Source organism: Hydrogenophaga sp., assembly GCF_030651625.1.
In the GTDB taxonomy this organism is placed as follows: Bacteria; Pseudomonadota; Gammaproteobacteria; order Burkholderiales; family Burkholderiaceae_C; genus Hydrogenophaga.
In genome coordinates this window covers 32,064-46,274 of sequence record NZ_JAUSCF010000030.1, presented here as the reverse complement: position 1 = coordinate 46,274, position 14,211 = coordinate 32,064, and the positions used below count along the sequence as shown (strand labels likewise).

The following is a 14,211-nucleotide window of genomic DNA, read 5'->3' as shown; positions in this document are numbered from 1 at the left end:
ATGTTGACCAAAAAAGAGCAACGTCTCCGCCGCGCCCGTCAAACGCGCATCCGCATTGCGCAGCAGAGCGCCGTTCGCCTGACCGTGAACCGCACCAATCTGCACATCTATGCGAGCGTCATTTCCGACGATGGCAGCAAAGTTCTGGCCACCGCCTCCACGGCAGAAGCCGAAGTGCGTGCGCAAATCGGTGGTGCAGGCAAGGGCGGCAACGCCACGGCAGCGGCCCTGATCGGCAAGCGCATCGCAGAAAAGGCGAAGGCGGCAGGTATCGAGAAGGTGGCGTTCGACCGTTCCGGTTTTGCCTACCATGGCCGGGTGAAAGCCCTTGCAGACGCGGCTCGTGAAGCTGGCCTGCAGTTCTGATCAAACGGAATACACACAATGGCTAAATTTACGGCAAACATCAAGAACGAAGCGAACGACGACGGTTTGCGCGAAAAGATGATCGCGATCAACCGCGTGACCAAGGTGGTCAAGGGCGGTCGCATCCTCGGTTTCGCAGCACTGACCGTGGTCGGTGACGGCGATGGCCGCGTGGGCATGGGCAAGGGCAAGGCGCGCGAAGTGCCGGTGGCCGTGCAAAAAGCCATGGAACAGGCCCGCCGCAACATGATCAAGGTGTCGCTCAAGAACGGTTCGCTGCACCACAGCGTGCACGGCGAGCACGGCGCTTCCAATGTGATGATGCTGCCAGCTTCCAAGGGTACCGGCATCATCGCTGGCGGCCCGATGCGCGCGGTGTTCGAAGTGCTGGGCATCACCGATGTCGTGGCCAAGAGCCACGGCTCAAGCAACCCCTACAACCTGGTGCGCGCCACGCTGGACGCACTGAAGAACTCGACCACGCCCTCCGACGTGGCTGCCAAGCGCGGCAAGTCGGTCGAAGACATTCTGGGCTGATTGGAACGATCATGACCACACAAACCACCGTCAAGGTCCAACTGGTGCGCAGCCCCATTGGTACCAAGCAATCCCACCGCGACACCGTGCGAGGCCTGGGCCTGCGCAAAGTCAACAGCATCAGCGAGCTGCAGGACACGCCCGCCGTGCGCGGCATGATCAACAAGATCGCTTACCTGGTCAAGGTACTCTGAACCGGAGTCGCAAGACATGGAACTCAACACTATCAAGCCTTCTGAAGGCGCCAAGCATGCCAAGCGCCGTGTCGGTCGCGGCATCGGCTCGGGTCTGGGCAAAACCGCGGGTCGCGGTCACAAGGGTCAAAAATCCCGCGCGGGTGGCTACCACAAGGTCGGCTTTGAAGGCGGCCAGATGCCCCTTCAGCGTCGTTTGCCCAAGCGTGGCTTCAAGTCCGCGCAACTGCAGTTCAACGCCGAAGTGACGCTGACCGACCTCAACGGTCTGGAAGCTGCCGAGGTCGACATGCTCGTGCTCAAGCAAGCAGGCCTGGTGCCTCACATGGCCAAGCGCGTGAAAGTCATCAAGACCGGCGAAATCGCGCGCGCGGTCACGCTGAAGAACATTGCAGCCACCGCAGGGGCCAAAGTGGCCATTGAAGCGGCTGGTGGCTCGCTGGCTTAAACAGAAACGCTGAAGGCATTCTGTGGCAACTGGACCCACCTCTCTGGCCAAAACAGGCAAGTTCGGCGATCTTCGTCGCCGACTTGTGTTCCTGTTGCTGGCTTTGGTCGTCTATCGCATCGGTTCGCACATTCCCGTTCCGGGGATCGACCCTGACCAGCTCCAGCAGCTGTTCCAGGGGCAGCAAGGCGGCATCCTGAACCTGTTCAACATGTTCTCGGGTGGAGCCTTGTCGCGCTTTGCGGTCTTTGCACTGGGGATCATGCCGTACATCTCGGCGTCGATCATCATGCAGCTGATGACCTACGTGGTGCCCACGTTTGAGCAGCTGAAAAAAGAGGGTGAGGCGGGTCGTCGCAAGATCACCCAGTACACACGCTATGGCACGCTGGCGCTGGCCATCTTCCAGTCCATGGGCATTGCCCTGGCGCTTGAAGGTCAGCAGGGTCTGGTGATTGACCCAGGCATGGGCTTTCGCCTGACGGCCGTGGTCAGCTTGGTGGCCGGCACGATGTTCCTGATGTGGTTGGGTGAACAGATCACCGAGCGTGGTCTGGGCAATGGCATTTCACTGCTGATCTTCGCCAGCATCGTGTCCGGTCTGCCGAGCGCAATCGGTGGTTTGCTGGAGCTGGTTCGTACCGGCGCCATGAACATTCTGATAGCGCTGTTCATCATCGCTTTGGTGATCCTGGTGACCTACTTTGTGGTGTTCGTTGAACGCGGACAGCGCAAGATCCTGGTGAACTATGCGCGGCGCCAGGTGGGTAACAAGGTTTACGGTGGCCAGTCTTCGCACCTGCCCTTGAAGCTGAACATGGCTGGCGTCATTCCACCCATCTTCGCCTCGAGCATCATCCTGCTGCCCACGACGTTGGTGAGCTGGATCAGTACAGGTGATTCGACCCGCTGGCTGCGAGACATCGCTTCTGCGTTGTCGCCGGGTCAGCCGATCTATGTCGCACTCTATGCTGGCGCCATCATCTTCTTCTGTTTCTTTTACACAGCGCTCCAGTTCAACAGCCGCGAAACGGCCGACAACCTGAAGAAAAGCGGCGCGTTCATCCCGGGTATTCGCCCAGGTGATCAAACGGCGCGGTACATCGACAAGATTTTGCTAAGGTTGACGTTGGCAGGTGCCATCTACATCACCGCCGTCTGCTTGCTCCCCGAATTCCTGATTCTGAAATACAACGTGCCGTTCTACTTCGGTGGAACCTCACTTCTGATCATTGTGGTGGTCACGATGGATTTCATGGCCCAGGTTCAGAATTACATGATGTCGCAGCAATACGAATCGCTGCTCAAGAAGGCCAATTTCAAGACTTCTGGCTGAAGTCCTTGTCCAAGCGACGACGTGAGCGAGGTGCAGACTGAGGTGGTTGAAGACGTTCCCGCTGCAACGTTCAGAGTCAAACCGGAAGCACGGTCAAAGTGGCGCACGCGCCCTGCGACCAGACCCCGGGCAAGCACCGTTTCAGGACAGGTTAGCCAGATGGTTGATGGGTGTATTTGGAATATTTAGGAGAAAACTATGAGAGTTTCAGCTTCGGTCAAGAAAATGTGCCGCAACTGTAAGATCATCAAGCGTCACGGTATCGTGCGGGTCATCTGTACCGATCCGCGTCACAAGCAGCGTCAAGGCTGACTGGTAAGTTCAGAGGTAAATCATGGCTCGTATTGCAGGCATCAACATTCCGCCGCACAAGCACGCCGAAATCGGCTTGACGGCAATTTTTGGCATTGGTCGCACCCGCGCTCGGAAGATTTGCGAGGCCTGTGGTATCGACTACACCAAGAAGATCAAAGATCTGAGCGACGCAGAACTGGAAAAAGTTCGCGATCAGGTCGGTGTATTCACGATCGAGGGTGACCTGCGCCGTGAAACCACGATGAACATCAAGCGTTTGATGGACATCGGTTGCTATCGTGGCTTCCGTCATCGCCGTGGTCTGCCCATGCGTGGCCAGCGCACGAAGACCAATGCCCGCACGCGCAAGGGGCCTCGCAAGGCTGCCCAGTCGCTGAAGAAATAATTGGTTTGAAGGATTCCTATGGCTAAGTCACCCTCCAGCAACGCATCCGCCCGCGTTCGCAAGAAAGTCCGCAAGAACATTGCCGACGGCATCGCGCACGTGCACGCTTCGTTCAACAACACCATCATCACCATCACCGACCGTCAAGGCAATGCGCTTTCATGGGCTTCGTCTGGTGGTCAGGGCTTCAAAGGCTCGCGCAAGTCCACGCCCTTTGCAGCCCAGGTGGCTTCAGAGGTGGCTGGTCGCGCCGCAATCGAGCAAGGCATCAAGAACCTGGATGTCGAGATCAAGGGCCCCGGGCCAGGTCGCGAGTCCTCGGTTCGTGCACTCGGTGCACTGGGCATTCGCATCAACTCCATCTCTGATGTGACCCCTGTGCCGCACAACGGCTGCCGCCCACAGAAGCGTCGCCGCATCTGAGATTCTCCCGTTCAGGGTAGAATCAAAGGCTTTTCTCTTAGCGAGCCACCGCAGTTTCCTGCGGTGGCGTTTTTACTAAGCCCACTGCCAGATACCCACTGGGACTGGCTCCCGCAATGACATCGCTTTGATGTGGGTTGCGGCAGACACACAAGGAACACAACGTGGCACGTTACCTCGGCCCAAAGGCCAAACTCTCCCGCCGTGAAGGCGCCGACCTTTTGCTCAAGAGCGCCCGTCGCTCGATCAGCGACAAGGCCAAATTTGATTCCAAGCCCGGTCAGCACGGCCGCACTTCTGGCCAGCGCACCTCCGATTTCGGTGTGCAGCTGCGCGAGAAGCAGAAGGTCAAGCGCACCTACGGTGTCCTGGAGCGTCAGTTCCGCCGCTACTTCGCTGAAGCCGATCGCCGCCGTGGCAACACAGGCGCGAACCTGCTGTTCCTGCTGGAAGCCCGCCTCGACAACGTGGTGTTCCGCATGGGCTTTGCCTCCACCCGCGCCGAAGCCCGCCAGATCGTCTCTCACAAGGCGATCACCGTGAACGGCAAGTCCGTGAACATCCCTTCTTACTCGGTGAAGGCAGGCGACGTGATCGCTGTGCGTGAAAAATCCAAGAAGCAGGCTCGTGTGATCGAAGCCCTCGAACTCGCCAAACAAATCGGTTTCCCTGCGTGGGTCGATGTGGCCGTCGACAAAGCCGAAGGCGTGTTCAAGAAGGCGCCTGATCGCGACGAGTTCGCGTCCGACATCAACGAATCGTTGATCGTCGAACTCTATTCCCGTTAATTTCGTTCCCGGCCTGCATGCAAGTGCGGTCGGGCCATGCTCCGTCTGCCTTATCGGTGTAACGAGCCGAGGGTACTGAAGGAAGTTTGAATGCTGAACAATCTGCTGAAGCCCAAAACCATCAACGTCGAGCAACTGTCGACCAATCGCGCCAAAGTCACACTCGAGCCCTTCGAGCGTGGCTATGGTCATACGCTGGGCAACGCTCTGCGCCGGGTGTTGCTCTCTTCCATGGTGGGCCATGCGCCCACCGAGGTGACCATCGCGGGCGTGGTGCACGAGTATTCCTCCATCGATGGCGTTCAGGAAGACGTCGTCAACATGCTGCTCAACCTCAAGGGCGTGGTGTTCAAGCTCCACAACCGCGACGAAGTCACGCTGAGCCTGCGCAAGGACGGCGAAGGCCTGGTCACTGCGGCCGACATCCAGACCCCACACGATGTCGAGATCGTGAATCCCGGTCACGTGATTGCCACGCTGTCTGCCGGCGCCAAGCTCGACATGCAGATCAAGGTGGAAAAGGGCCGTGGCTATGTGCCTGGCAGCCTGCGCCGCAACGACGAGCAGTCGCGTTCCATTGGTCGCATCGTGCTCGACGCCTCGTTCTCCCCAGTGAAGCGCGTCAGCTACACCGTGGAAAGCGCTCGTGTGGAGCAGCGCACCGATCTGGACAAGCTGGTGCTCGAAATCGAGACCAACGGCTCCATCGGCCCTGAAGAAGCCGTGCGTGCCTCCGCCAAGATCCTGGTGGAGCAGCTGGCCGTGTTCGCGCAGCTCGAAGGTGTCGAACTCTCAGCGTTCGACCAGCCCGCACAGCGCAGCTCGCAGCAGTTCGACCCGATTCTGCTCCGTCCTGTCGACGAGCTCGAACTTACGGTGCGTTCGGCCAACTGCCTCAAGGCAGAGAACATCTACTACATCGGTGACCTGATCCAGCGCACTGAAAACGAGTTGCTCAAGACCCCCAACCTGGGTCGCAAGTCACTCAACGAAATCAAGGAAGTGCTTGCCTCGCGCGGGCTCACCTTGGGCATGAAGCTCGAAAACTGGCCGCCGGCTGGTCTCGACAAACACTGAAGACATTCAACTGTCTGACGAACCTCCAGTACCTGATACGGCTGGGGGCAAAACATCGAAAGGAAATCTCAAATGCGTCACGGACACGGACTACGTAAACTCAACCGCACCAGTGAGCACCGCCTCGCCATGCTCCGCAACATGATGAATTCGCTGCTCACGCACGAAGCCATCAAGACCACGGTGCCGAAAGCCAAAGAGCTTCGCCGCGTGGTGGAACCCATGATCACCCTGGCCAAGGTCCCCACCGTCGCCAATCGCCGTCTGGCCTTTGACCGCCTGCGCGATCGCGACGTGGTCGTGAAACTGTTCAACGAGCTGGGCCCACGCTTCAAAGCGCGTCCAGGTGGCTACACGCGCATCCTGAAAATGGGTTTTCGCGTGGGCGACAACGCCCCTATGGCGTTGGTTGAACTGGTCGATCGTGGAGAAGACACCACCGCTGCTGAAGACGCCGACAAAGCGTGATAGAATACAAGGCTTGACGCGGAGTGGAGCAGCCTGGTAGCTCGTTGGGCTCATAACCCAAAGGTCGCAAGTTCAAATCTTGCCTCCGCAACCAACAAAATCAAGCACTTGCTTGTCATTGAAGCCCTCGGAGACGAGGGCTTTTTTGTTGTAGCCCATCCGTAGCCCATTTCTAGCCCATCTGTAGACAGCCATGGTTGACCCATTCGGATTTGCGACCTTTGGGTCGGTTCATCTGAATACGACCGTTGGGTAGATAGCCACCCAGACAATTGCAGACGACTATCCGTTCGGAATCGCCTGCGCGAGCGCCGAAAGGTAAAGTGGTAAATCTGCGGCGATTGCCCTGCTGCGAATCGCAGTCCGCTCGGCATCACGCAACCGCAGGCGATTCGTAGCTAGGGCAAGAAGCATCTCCGGAAGCGCATCGCCGGTACCGGCAGGCCACCCTGAGAGTTCTGCAAGCACGATCTCCGACATACGTGTGCTGTAACCAGCATCGACGTCGTACATCAGGTCGCTCTTTCGAGCTGCCCGCAGAAGACTCGCTTTCAGCACCCCGTCGTTGAAAGTCATGAATGCTTCGGGCGTCAACAGTACGTGGCCGTATACGGACTGCGTTAAAGCGATGGCATCGTTCCCTGACGGCTTCTTAGTCAACTCGTTACTCCCTGAACGGGCGGAGGCAAACAGGTTTGATACGACAGCGAAGACGTCGGCCTGTGAAATTGATTCAGTGCCCGAACCAGTGTCAAGGTAAACGAAGTCGCGCTGGATCGCGAGTGGGCCGTTGAGGCCAGGCCAAAAGATCGCGTCTCTTCCAGTCAACGCTGTGGATAGCACTGAACGTCGAGCTTCGAATTCAGCGATGCTATGACCTGCAAGATCATTTAGAAGATCAAGTTCTTCCGCCCAGGGGCTCCTGTCGGCACTGCGGCCAGGCAACGCTAGTCTGCGCGAGTCTCGGTATGTGAAGGTGTCAGAACCTCGTTCGCCATACCCGAGGAACATCTTGAGATCCAGGTACTGCTCAGGCGTTTCAGCGAGAGTTAGTGCCGACACATACGCGACGTTTCCGTTATTGACTTTTGACCGGAGCGATGCGTTGATTTGCCGGGCCACCGTATGGCTGGACAGGCAACCGAAAATCACCAAGGCGCCCTTGCCATCGCCCAAAACAGCGTGAGAGGCGACGTCTGCCCACTCCACGACGCTAGCGCCCGCAACCGCAGCACCGATGCCGGCTTCGGTGATCAAGCTATGGAGTTGACTCTCGGTAATACTGACCCGCACGATCAGGGCAAGCGGTTGAGGAGCGTACCGACGAAGATGACGAATGAGGTCCTTACGGATGTCTGGACATTCAAGAAGGTGCGCTTCGTTAACCTCGATTGTTGAAGGCCTTGTCGCGTCGGGACGCAGGACAACTTCGATTGCTTTGAAGCCATAAAGCTCGGTAAGCGTTGTACGAGCATCGTTGGACTGAGTGGTCTGCACAAACTTCAATAGACGATGCTGTCGCTGCTGCAGAAGGAACTGATCGCCCTCAAGCTCCGCAAGAATGAACTCGGACTTGCACAGTGAGCAGTCAGATGCAGCGTAGTTTTCTACCGGCGGGTATCCAAAGCTACGCTCTGCAGTCACGGTCAAGTCGCACAGCACGTTTGGAGGAGGCACCGCTTCTTTTGAGCAGAGGGAGAAGAGGGTGACGATCGAATCCTCATGCGCCTGCTGGGCTTTGAGGCTGGCGGCTAGAGAGCCAGAGGTCGTCGCGGAGATGAGGATCACGTCGTTGATAGACAACCGGCGCAATCTCGACTGGCCACCGTACGAGCTGAAGGAACGTGCCGGAACGTCTGCTTCCCAAATGTCGTGAACTCTCGCCACACGCATCATGGCGTAGGCCAGCGATAGCAGGGGTGCCGTATCGACCAAGATGCGCTTGGGCGTCCGCGGAGCGAGCGTCGCCAACGCGAACATTGCCAGCAAGCCGCATGCGCTGGACGATGTAAGGGTGTTGGCAGCCCGCAGGAACTTGTCCGTGTGCTTGCTAGAACTCTTGCGGAAATGGACGCCAGGTGGAGCGATTACAAGGCCTTCGTTGGAGTCGAACAGATCGAAAAGCCATCCCTCGCGGAGGATCGGTTCGAGGAGCTTGGGCTCCTCGAACTGAACTTTCATCAAGGTGCTGTCCCAACTCAGCAAACTAGTCACGATTGAAACCTCCGTCGTGTTGGTGTCGACCTGCATCTCAAGCAGATAGACGCGTCCGCTCTTGGCTGACATGTATGCGCTTGCGCGTTGTAGCGCCACGCCAGTCCCAAGTGCCTCCCTGCACGTCTCACTCCTAAGGAAGGGAGCTGCGATGAAGATGTTGGCAGTTCCAGCGCGCCTCTCGAAGACCTGCTTAACGTCCGCGCCCACCAAGGCGTCATCGAAGGAATCGACGTCGTACACCAATAGGCAGGCCTCGCCTTCATACTGAGCCTCCCGATACCTCGTATGAAGCCAGAGGCCCTGCATCTCGGTTTGGTAGCTCATGCGAGAGGTACGACAACACGAACAACAGAGCCGCGTACCAAGTCGCGGGGCGCAGGGGACTTAAGCATCCTTCTATCAACATCGAGCAGCGATGCCTTCGGCATACCGGGCCGAGTCTCGGATGTTTCTGGCTCAAGTTGAATACGAAGTTCACCTTCTAGAAAGCTACGGTAGCCGTGGATACGCCCCGTGCGGACTTCGAGCATGCCTTGCATCATCTTCAGAGCTCGAAGCACCTCGTAGAGTCCCATCCCACGATGACCAGCCCTTGGGTCGGGTATTGCATTCTCGGAATGCCGTTCAAGGCATTTCAAAACGATGGCATATTCGGTCTCGACGGACAGGTCAGGGCCTAGTTCAAACCTACGAACAAGGTCGGCCTGTTTGTCGCCCACGGCGACCGGATCACCTCTGGCTTGACCGCGCAGCAGCTGTCGCCGATAGGAGTTGTAGTAGCCAATGCCCGAGTCGAAGATGGTGAATTCCAAGCAGGGAACTGGTGGCAAATCTGTGGCAGCGCGGTTAGGCAGTCGCCGGGTCTCGAGAATGCGCTTGACCAACAGTCCCCGGATGGAGTTGGGCTTAAGCACGCTACCGTCGAAGCCTGTCTTTGCGTGATCATCCGTATTCTCGAGGAGCTCACGGAGAATGATTGCCAGAGCCATTCTCAATTTGGAAAGTCTTTCCGCCTTGAAGCCCGCGCCATGTTGGGCGTACACGAGATCGTCGATTAGGGACTCGAAATCAGCTTCCGGCCTAAGCCTGCGAGTGGAAGGCTCATAAAGGTCGGAGGGTAGACTCGGTCGTTCGAAGTCCAAGCAGATGAGCGCCTGCCGATCCGAGAACATATCGGTGGCGAGCTTGTGGCCCAGCAGTTTTGTTCGGGCGCGCTCAAAGGCGTCTAGGGGAAGTTGTGCATTCTCGGCCAGCGAGTGCTCAGCGTTGTTCAAGCACAGAGCAACTGCAGCTAAGGGATGTACCGAGGGCGAATCCAGCAAGCGTCGGGCGGCGGCAGTATCCCAAATGACCTTCAAAGAAGTGGCATTGTGTGCCAGCGTAATGAGCCGTTGTATGGCCAGCCCCTCGACACCTGCAAGCTCGAATCGCTCATCAGTGAGGTAACTGTCTGGAACTGCGATGACGACGCTCTGCCCAGCCTGCGGCAACGGCGCGGTTGTCGCAAGGTCCGAAAGCAGGAGGTTGATTGTCGATCTGGGCTCAGCCATGAGTAAATCCTATGATATGCCGACAGAATCGAGACCGGGAGTGTGATCTCAAATTCGGGTGGCGCCCAGATACTTCTATGAACGACGAACGACACCACCTCTCTCCTGCCGTAGCGCCGCTCAGAAGTTGCCGGTTCCGGGGTATTTCAACCCCCACCATTTCGATCTTCTTGCACTTAAAGTAAGTCGGAGCAGCCAAGTCATTTTCCATGGCGCCAGACGCATGAGTGATCACCTTACACTGGATCAAAGTCGGCTGGGCACGAAACCACTTGGCTCTGCGGCACAGCCTTCAATGCCGGCCTACGAGGGACCGGCGAGGTCGCGACGTCGACGTCGACATTGACATCGACGAAGCACTCACCTATTGGGCGACTGACATCCGTCGTCGCTTTATGCAATATGCAGACTGCATAAACACATCAGGTGCGGGGTGGGATCTACGCTGTATGCAAAGTGCTTTGCGCGCATTTGTTGCTAGAGCGTGAGCTCACGACCCCCGATTGACCCGAATCAGAGATCGAGTCGCTGACGCGAAGACGTACTCCCGCTGTTTGCCGTGACCGGCTTTGGGAGTCGACCTTACCGGCAGCGCAAGGCTGATGGCCATCTTTCGCCGTTCTTTTGCAACGACTGTTTGTTCCAAGACTGCTCATTCGGGTGGGTAATGCTACGCCAATGCGTTTAGCATCTTGTTGCAAGTATCGAAATACATTTGATCGCGGACCTGCGAGGGAATTCGAAGCTCGCGTTCCATCGATGTTCAGAAATCGGGCTTTTGGCCGCGCGCCTATTCCACTCAAACAGCTATAACATGGCTCAAACGGCACGTATTCACAAACTGACCATCCTACGTTTTAGGGGCATCCAGTCCCTGACATGGCTGCCTGCGGAGGGGATGAACATTCTCCTGGGTGGGGGTGACGTAGGAAAAACGACAGTCCTCGAAGCGATTGCGCTCTTGCTCTCGCCGTCCAACACTGCGGTCCTCTCCGAGGCCGACTACTGGGCGCGGGACAGTGGGCAGGAGTTCATCATCGAGGCCGTCATGGCACTTCCCGAGGCAACCGGTATAGGTTCGCAAAACACCTTCGCTTGGCCATGGGCGTGGAATGGGAAAGATGCTGTTGCCCCCTCCGCCGACGGTGAGGGCGACTTTCCAGTGCCCGGCCAGCCGGTGTATCGCGTGCGCTTGCGGGGGACCACGGAGTTAGAACTCGCGTGGGAGGTTATGCAGCCTAACGAAGAATTTGACCATTTCTCGACAACCGTACGCCGGCGGATCGGTCTAGTCCGTATGAGCGCTGATGAGCGCAATGATCGCGATATGCGACTTGTCTATGGCTCCGCTCTGGATCGGTTGCTTGCCGACAATGCACTGCGGGCGCGTATCGGCAAGGAGGTGGCGGGGCTCAATTTGCACGACTCGCTCAATGAGAAGGGTAAGGAGGCGATCGAATCACTGGATGCGCGCATGGCCGGTGCTGCGCTTCCCAGTAAATTGAAACTCGGCCTTACTACCAGTCAGGGGTTGTCCATCGGCGCGCTCATTGGTTTGATGGCAACTAAACACGGGGTGGCGTTGCCTCTGAGCAGTTGGGGTGCGGGTACCAGACGGATGGCTGCACTCGAGATAGCATCGTCAACGGACAAAGAAGCAAGTGTTACGCTCATCGATGAGATCGAGCGCGGGCTTGAGCCGTACCGTCTGCGCAAGCTCATCAATATCCTGGCTGGCCAACACGGGCAGATCTTCCTCACGACACACAGCCCTGTCGCCATTTCGTGTGCAGAGGACGCACACCTCTGGTATCTGGACAGCCTGGGCTCCATCGGTGCGCTACCTCGGGCCAAGATCGGGCCACAGCAGAAGCGCGACCCTGAAACGTTCCTGGCGCGCGTGGCCGTCATTGCAGAAGGACCCACCGAAGTTGGTTTCTTGCAGTACCTACTAGAGAAGGCTTTCGAGGGCAACCCGCTCGATCACGGGGTGCGAGTCTGCGATGGTCAGGGCAATGGAGCGACCTTGGATCTGTTGGAGACGCTCGCGTCTTCCGGTTTGCTATTTGCCGGCTTGGCGGACGACGAGGGCACCGCTCCGGAGCGTTGGAAGAAGCTGAAGGACAAGCTCAACGGGCGGCTGCACCAATGGCAGAAGGGCTGCACTGAAGATCATGTGATCGGGGCCGTTCCCGAAGCAAATCTTCTCGAACTGCTGAAGGATGCAGAAGGCGAACTGGACGGCTATCGACTTCGGACTTTGGCGGAACGCCTTGGACTTCAAGACAAGAGCACCGAGGCGATAGACGCGGCGCTGAAAGCCTCTGGAAAAACGTGGCGCGCGCTGATCACTGCCGCCGCCAGCGGCAGCAAGGACGGGGCGCCCGCAGGTCAAGAAAAGGCTTGGAAGAAGCATTCCCAGCAGTGGTTCAAGTCCACTGTCGGTGGGCAGGAGTTGGCCCAGAAAATGGTCGCGCTAGGCGCTTGGGCGGACATCCAGCCGCAGTTGCTTCCGTTGATCAATGTGGTACTAACAGCCGTGGGTCGCAAAGCCTTGCAAAAGCTCGATCTATGAGAGACCAGGCCGTCGCCAAGCTTCTCCGCTCCCCCGAGCCACTGGTGATCATCGAAGCTGCAGCGGGCTGCGGCAAGACATACCAAGGGGCTGCGTACGCGCAGGAGGTGGTTGGAGGGCTCGGTGATGGCCGCTTGCTCATCCTGACGCACACTCACGCTGCTTGCGGTGTCTTCGCAGAACGCACGAAGAAGGCTGGGTCACGCGTTGAAATCAAGACCATCGATGCCTTGATTGCGCAGATAGCCCTGGCGTACCACAAGCCACTGGATTTGCCGCGAGATCTGACATCCTGGGCGTGGCAGGGTGGTGGACAAGGCTTTGAGATCATGGCGACCAAGGTTGCGGGATTCCTGCGCCATCAGCCAATGGTGGCTCGTGCACTGGCCCGACGATATCCAGTCATCGTGTGCGATGAACATCAGGACTCCAGTGTCGATCAGCACAGTGTTGTCATGTCCTTGCTGTCCGCTGGATCAACCGTCCGGATTTTTGGCGATCCCATGCAGCGGATTTACGGGGCCAAGACCGACAAAGCCGCGCGCGAGGATCTTGTTCGCTGGGACGCTTTGAAGGCGCAGGGAGCCGGCGAGAAGCTGATCACGCCTCATCGCTGGCAAACCGGTTGTCCCCTGTTGGGAGCTTGGGTCATCGAGGCGCGCGCGAGTCTGGAGCGCGGAACTCCGATCGACCTGACAGGAGGACTGCCTCTTTCCGTGAGGGTGCTTATCGGAAACAACACAGCTCAGATGCGAACGGGCTACCAACTGTCCAAGGACCACAGGGCGCCCATCGACAAGGTGCTGAAAGACAACACACAGTTGATGGTTCTCGCGTCGCAAAACGACTTGGTGTCGGCACTCCGAGCCTTTTGGTTTCGGACAGTACCGATCTGGGAAGGGCATACGCGTGATGCGCTGGCGGCGCTTGTGCAGACACTGCGCACCGGTCATGGCGATCCGGAAGCGCTGGCACAGGGTGTCATCACCTTCATGGGCAGCGTTGCGGCGGGATTCAGCCCATCCAGCCACGGTGACCGACTTTTGCAGGAAGTCCGCACCGGGGCAGCTCGCCCCACCACAGGAAAGCCGGCCAACATCCAAGCAGTCGCACGATGCCTGCTGAACAATCCCTCGCACACGGGTGTGTCGGACGCGCTCTCAAAAATTTGTACGCTGGCTAAGGACGCTGCTGCGGGCTTCGACACCGTGAAGATCGATCACAGATCCGAGCTGCGGGATGCTGTGCGCATCGGCCAGTTTGCAGGTCCCGACGAAGGATTTGCGGAGGTGTCGCGCATGCGCTCTTATTCCCATCCTTCATTACCTAAAAAGGTGCTCAGCAGTATTCACAAGGCGAAGGGCCTCGAGTGCGACCACGTGATGCTGATGGCCTGCGACAAGGCGCAGTTCACATCGACCCTGTACGCCAAGTCCAAGATGTACGTAGCCCTTAGCAGGGCGAAAAAGTCGCTCACCTTGGTGGTTCCGACATCCAATCCAAGTCCCCTGTTCAAGCTCCGTTGAAGGACC

15 protein-coding genes and 1 tRNA gene are annotated in these 14,211 nt (G+C 58.0%); 14 read left to right on the top strand and 2 right to left on the bottom strand.

From position 1 onward, the window contains the following. From rplR to Q7V46_RS13815, 12 genes are all read left to right on the top strand, one after another. Positions 1–366 (top strand): 50S ribosomal protein L18, encoded by a 366-nt coding sequence (gene rplR / locus Q7V46_RS13870; RefSeq protein ID WP_304914140.1) that lies wholly within the window; start codon positions 1–3, stop codon positions 364–366. A gap of 18 nt (positions 367–384) precedes the next feature. After that, complete coding sequence (rpsE, locus tag Q7V46_RS13865) at positions 385–903, top strand: 30S ribosomal protein S5 (RefSeq protein WP_068174947.1); 519 nt, start codon at positions 385–387, stop codon at positions 901–903. Between the two features lie 11 nt (positions 904–914). Next, positions 915–1,097, top strand: a complete 183-nt coding sequence (gene rpmD / locus Q7V46_RS13860; RefSeq protein WP_304914139.1) for a 50S ribosomal protein L30 — start codon at positions 915–917, stop codon at positions 1,095–1,097. A gap of 16 nt (positions 1,098–1,113) precedes the next feature. Further along, positions 1,114–1,545, top strand: coding sequence for a 50S ribosomal protein L15 (gene rplO / locus Q7V46_RS13855; protein WP_304914138.1), 432 nt, complete (start codon positions 1,114–1,116; stop codon positions 1,543–1,545). Positions 1,546–1,567: 22 nt separating this feature from the next. Then, complete coding sequence (gene secY, locus Q7V46_RS13850) at positions 1,568–2,881, top strand: preprotein translocase subunit SecY (protein ID WP_304914137.1); 1,314 nt, start codon at positions 1,568–1,570, stop codon at positions 2,879–2,881. 198 nt (positions 2,882–3,079) lie between these two features. Then, positions 3,080–3,193 carry a 50S ribosomal protein L36 gene (rpmJ, locus tag Q7V46_RS13845; RefSeq protein ID WP_084236402.1) on the top strand — a complete coding sequence of 38 codons (114 nt, stop codon included), beginning with the start codon at positions 3,080–3,082 and terminating at the stop codon, positions 3,191–3,193. Between the two features lie 22 nt (positions 3,194–3,215). Further along, complete coding sequence (rpsM, locus tag Q7V46_RS13840) at positions 3,216–3,581, top strand: 30S ribosomal protein S13 (protein ID WP_304914136.1); 366 nt, start codon at positions 3,216–3,218, stop codon at positions 3,579–3,581. An 18-nt stretch (positions 3,582–3,599) separates the two neighbouring features. Then, entirely contained in the window at positions 3,600–4,004 is a 405-nt protein-coding gene (gene rpsK, locus Q7V46_RS13835) for a 30S ribosomal protein S11 (protein ID WP_304914135.1), read from the top strand. 164 nt (positions 4,005–4,168) lie between these two features. Continuing rightward, positions 4,169–4,792 (top strand): 30S ribosomal protein S4, encoded by a 624-nt coding sequence (gene rpsD / locus Q7V46_RS13830; protein WP_304914134.1) that lies wholly within the window; start codon positions 4,169–4,171, stop codon positions 4,790–4,792. Positions 4,793–4,882: 90 nt separating this feature from the next. Next, the gene (gene rpoA, locus Q7V46_RS13825) at positions 4,883–5,869 is read left to right on the top strand and encodes a DNA-directed RNA polymerase subunit alpha (protein ID WP_304914133.1); all 987 of its coding nucleotides are present in this window, start codon (positions 4,883–4,885) and stop codon (positions 5,867–5,869) included. Between the two features lie 72 nt (positions 5,870–5,941). Next, positions 5,942–6,337, top strand: a complete 396-nt coding sequence (gene rplQ, locus Q7V46_RS13820) for a 50S ribosomal protein L17 (RefSeq protein WP_304914132.1) — start codon at positions 5,942–5,944, stop codon at positions 6,335–6,337. 17 nt (positions 6,338–6,354) lie between these two features. Further along, positions 6,355–6,431: transfer RNA gene (locus tag Q7V46_RS13815), tRNA-Met, on the top strand. A 188-nt stretch (positions 6,432–6,619) separates the two neighbouring features. Here the strand turns inward: Q7V46_RS13815 and Q7V46_RS13810 are convergent. Then, positions 6,620–8,878 carry a hypothetical protein gene (locus Q7V46_RS13810; RefSeq protein ID WP_304914131.1) on the bottom strand — a complete coding sequence of 753 codons (2,259 nt, stop codon included), beginning with the start codon at positions 8,876–8,878 and terminating at the stop codon, positions 6,620–6,622. After that, positions 8,875–10,104 (bottom strand): hypothetical protein, encoded by a 1,230-nt coding sequence (locus Q7V46_RS13805; RefSeq protein ID WP_304914130.1) that lies wholly within the window; start codon positions 10,102–10,104, stop codon positions 8,875–8,877. The genes Q7V46_RS13810 and Q7V46_RS13805 overlap by 4 nt, the downstream gene beginning before the upstream one ends. Positions 10,105–10,819: 715 nt before the next feature. On the opposite strand from Q7V46_RS13805, the gene Q7V46_RS13800 reads away from it, so the two are divergent. Beyond that, complete coding sequence (locus Q7V46_RS13800) at positions 10,820–12,679, top strand: ATP-dependent endonuclease (RefSeq protein ID WP_304914129.1); 1,860 nt, start codon at positions 10,820–10,822, stop codon at positions 12,677–12,679. After that, positions 12,676–14,205, top strand: a complete 1,530-nt coding sequence (locus Q7V46_RS13795) for a UvrD-helicase domain-containing protein (RefSeq protein ID WP_304914128.1) — start codon at positions 12,676–12,678, stop codon at positions 14,203–14,205. The genes Q7V46_RS13800 and Q7V46_RS13795 overlap by 4 nt, the downstream gene beginning before the upstream one ends. The last annotated feature ends 6 nt before the right edge of the window (positions 14,206–14,211 follow it).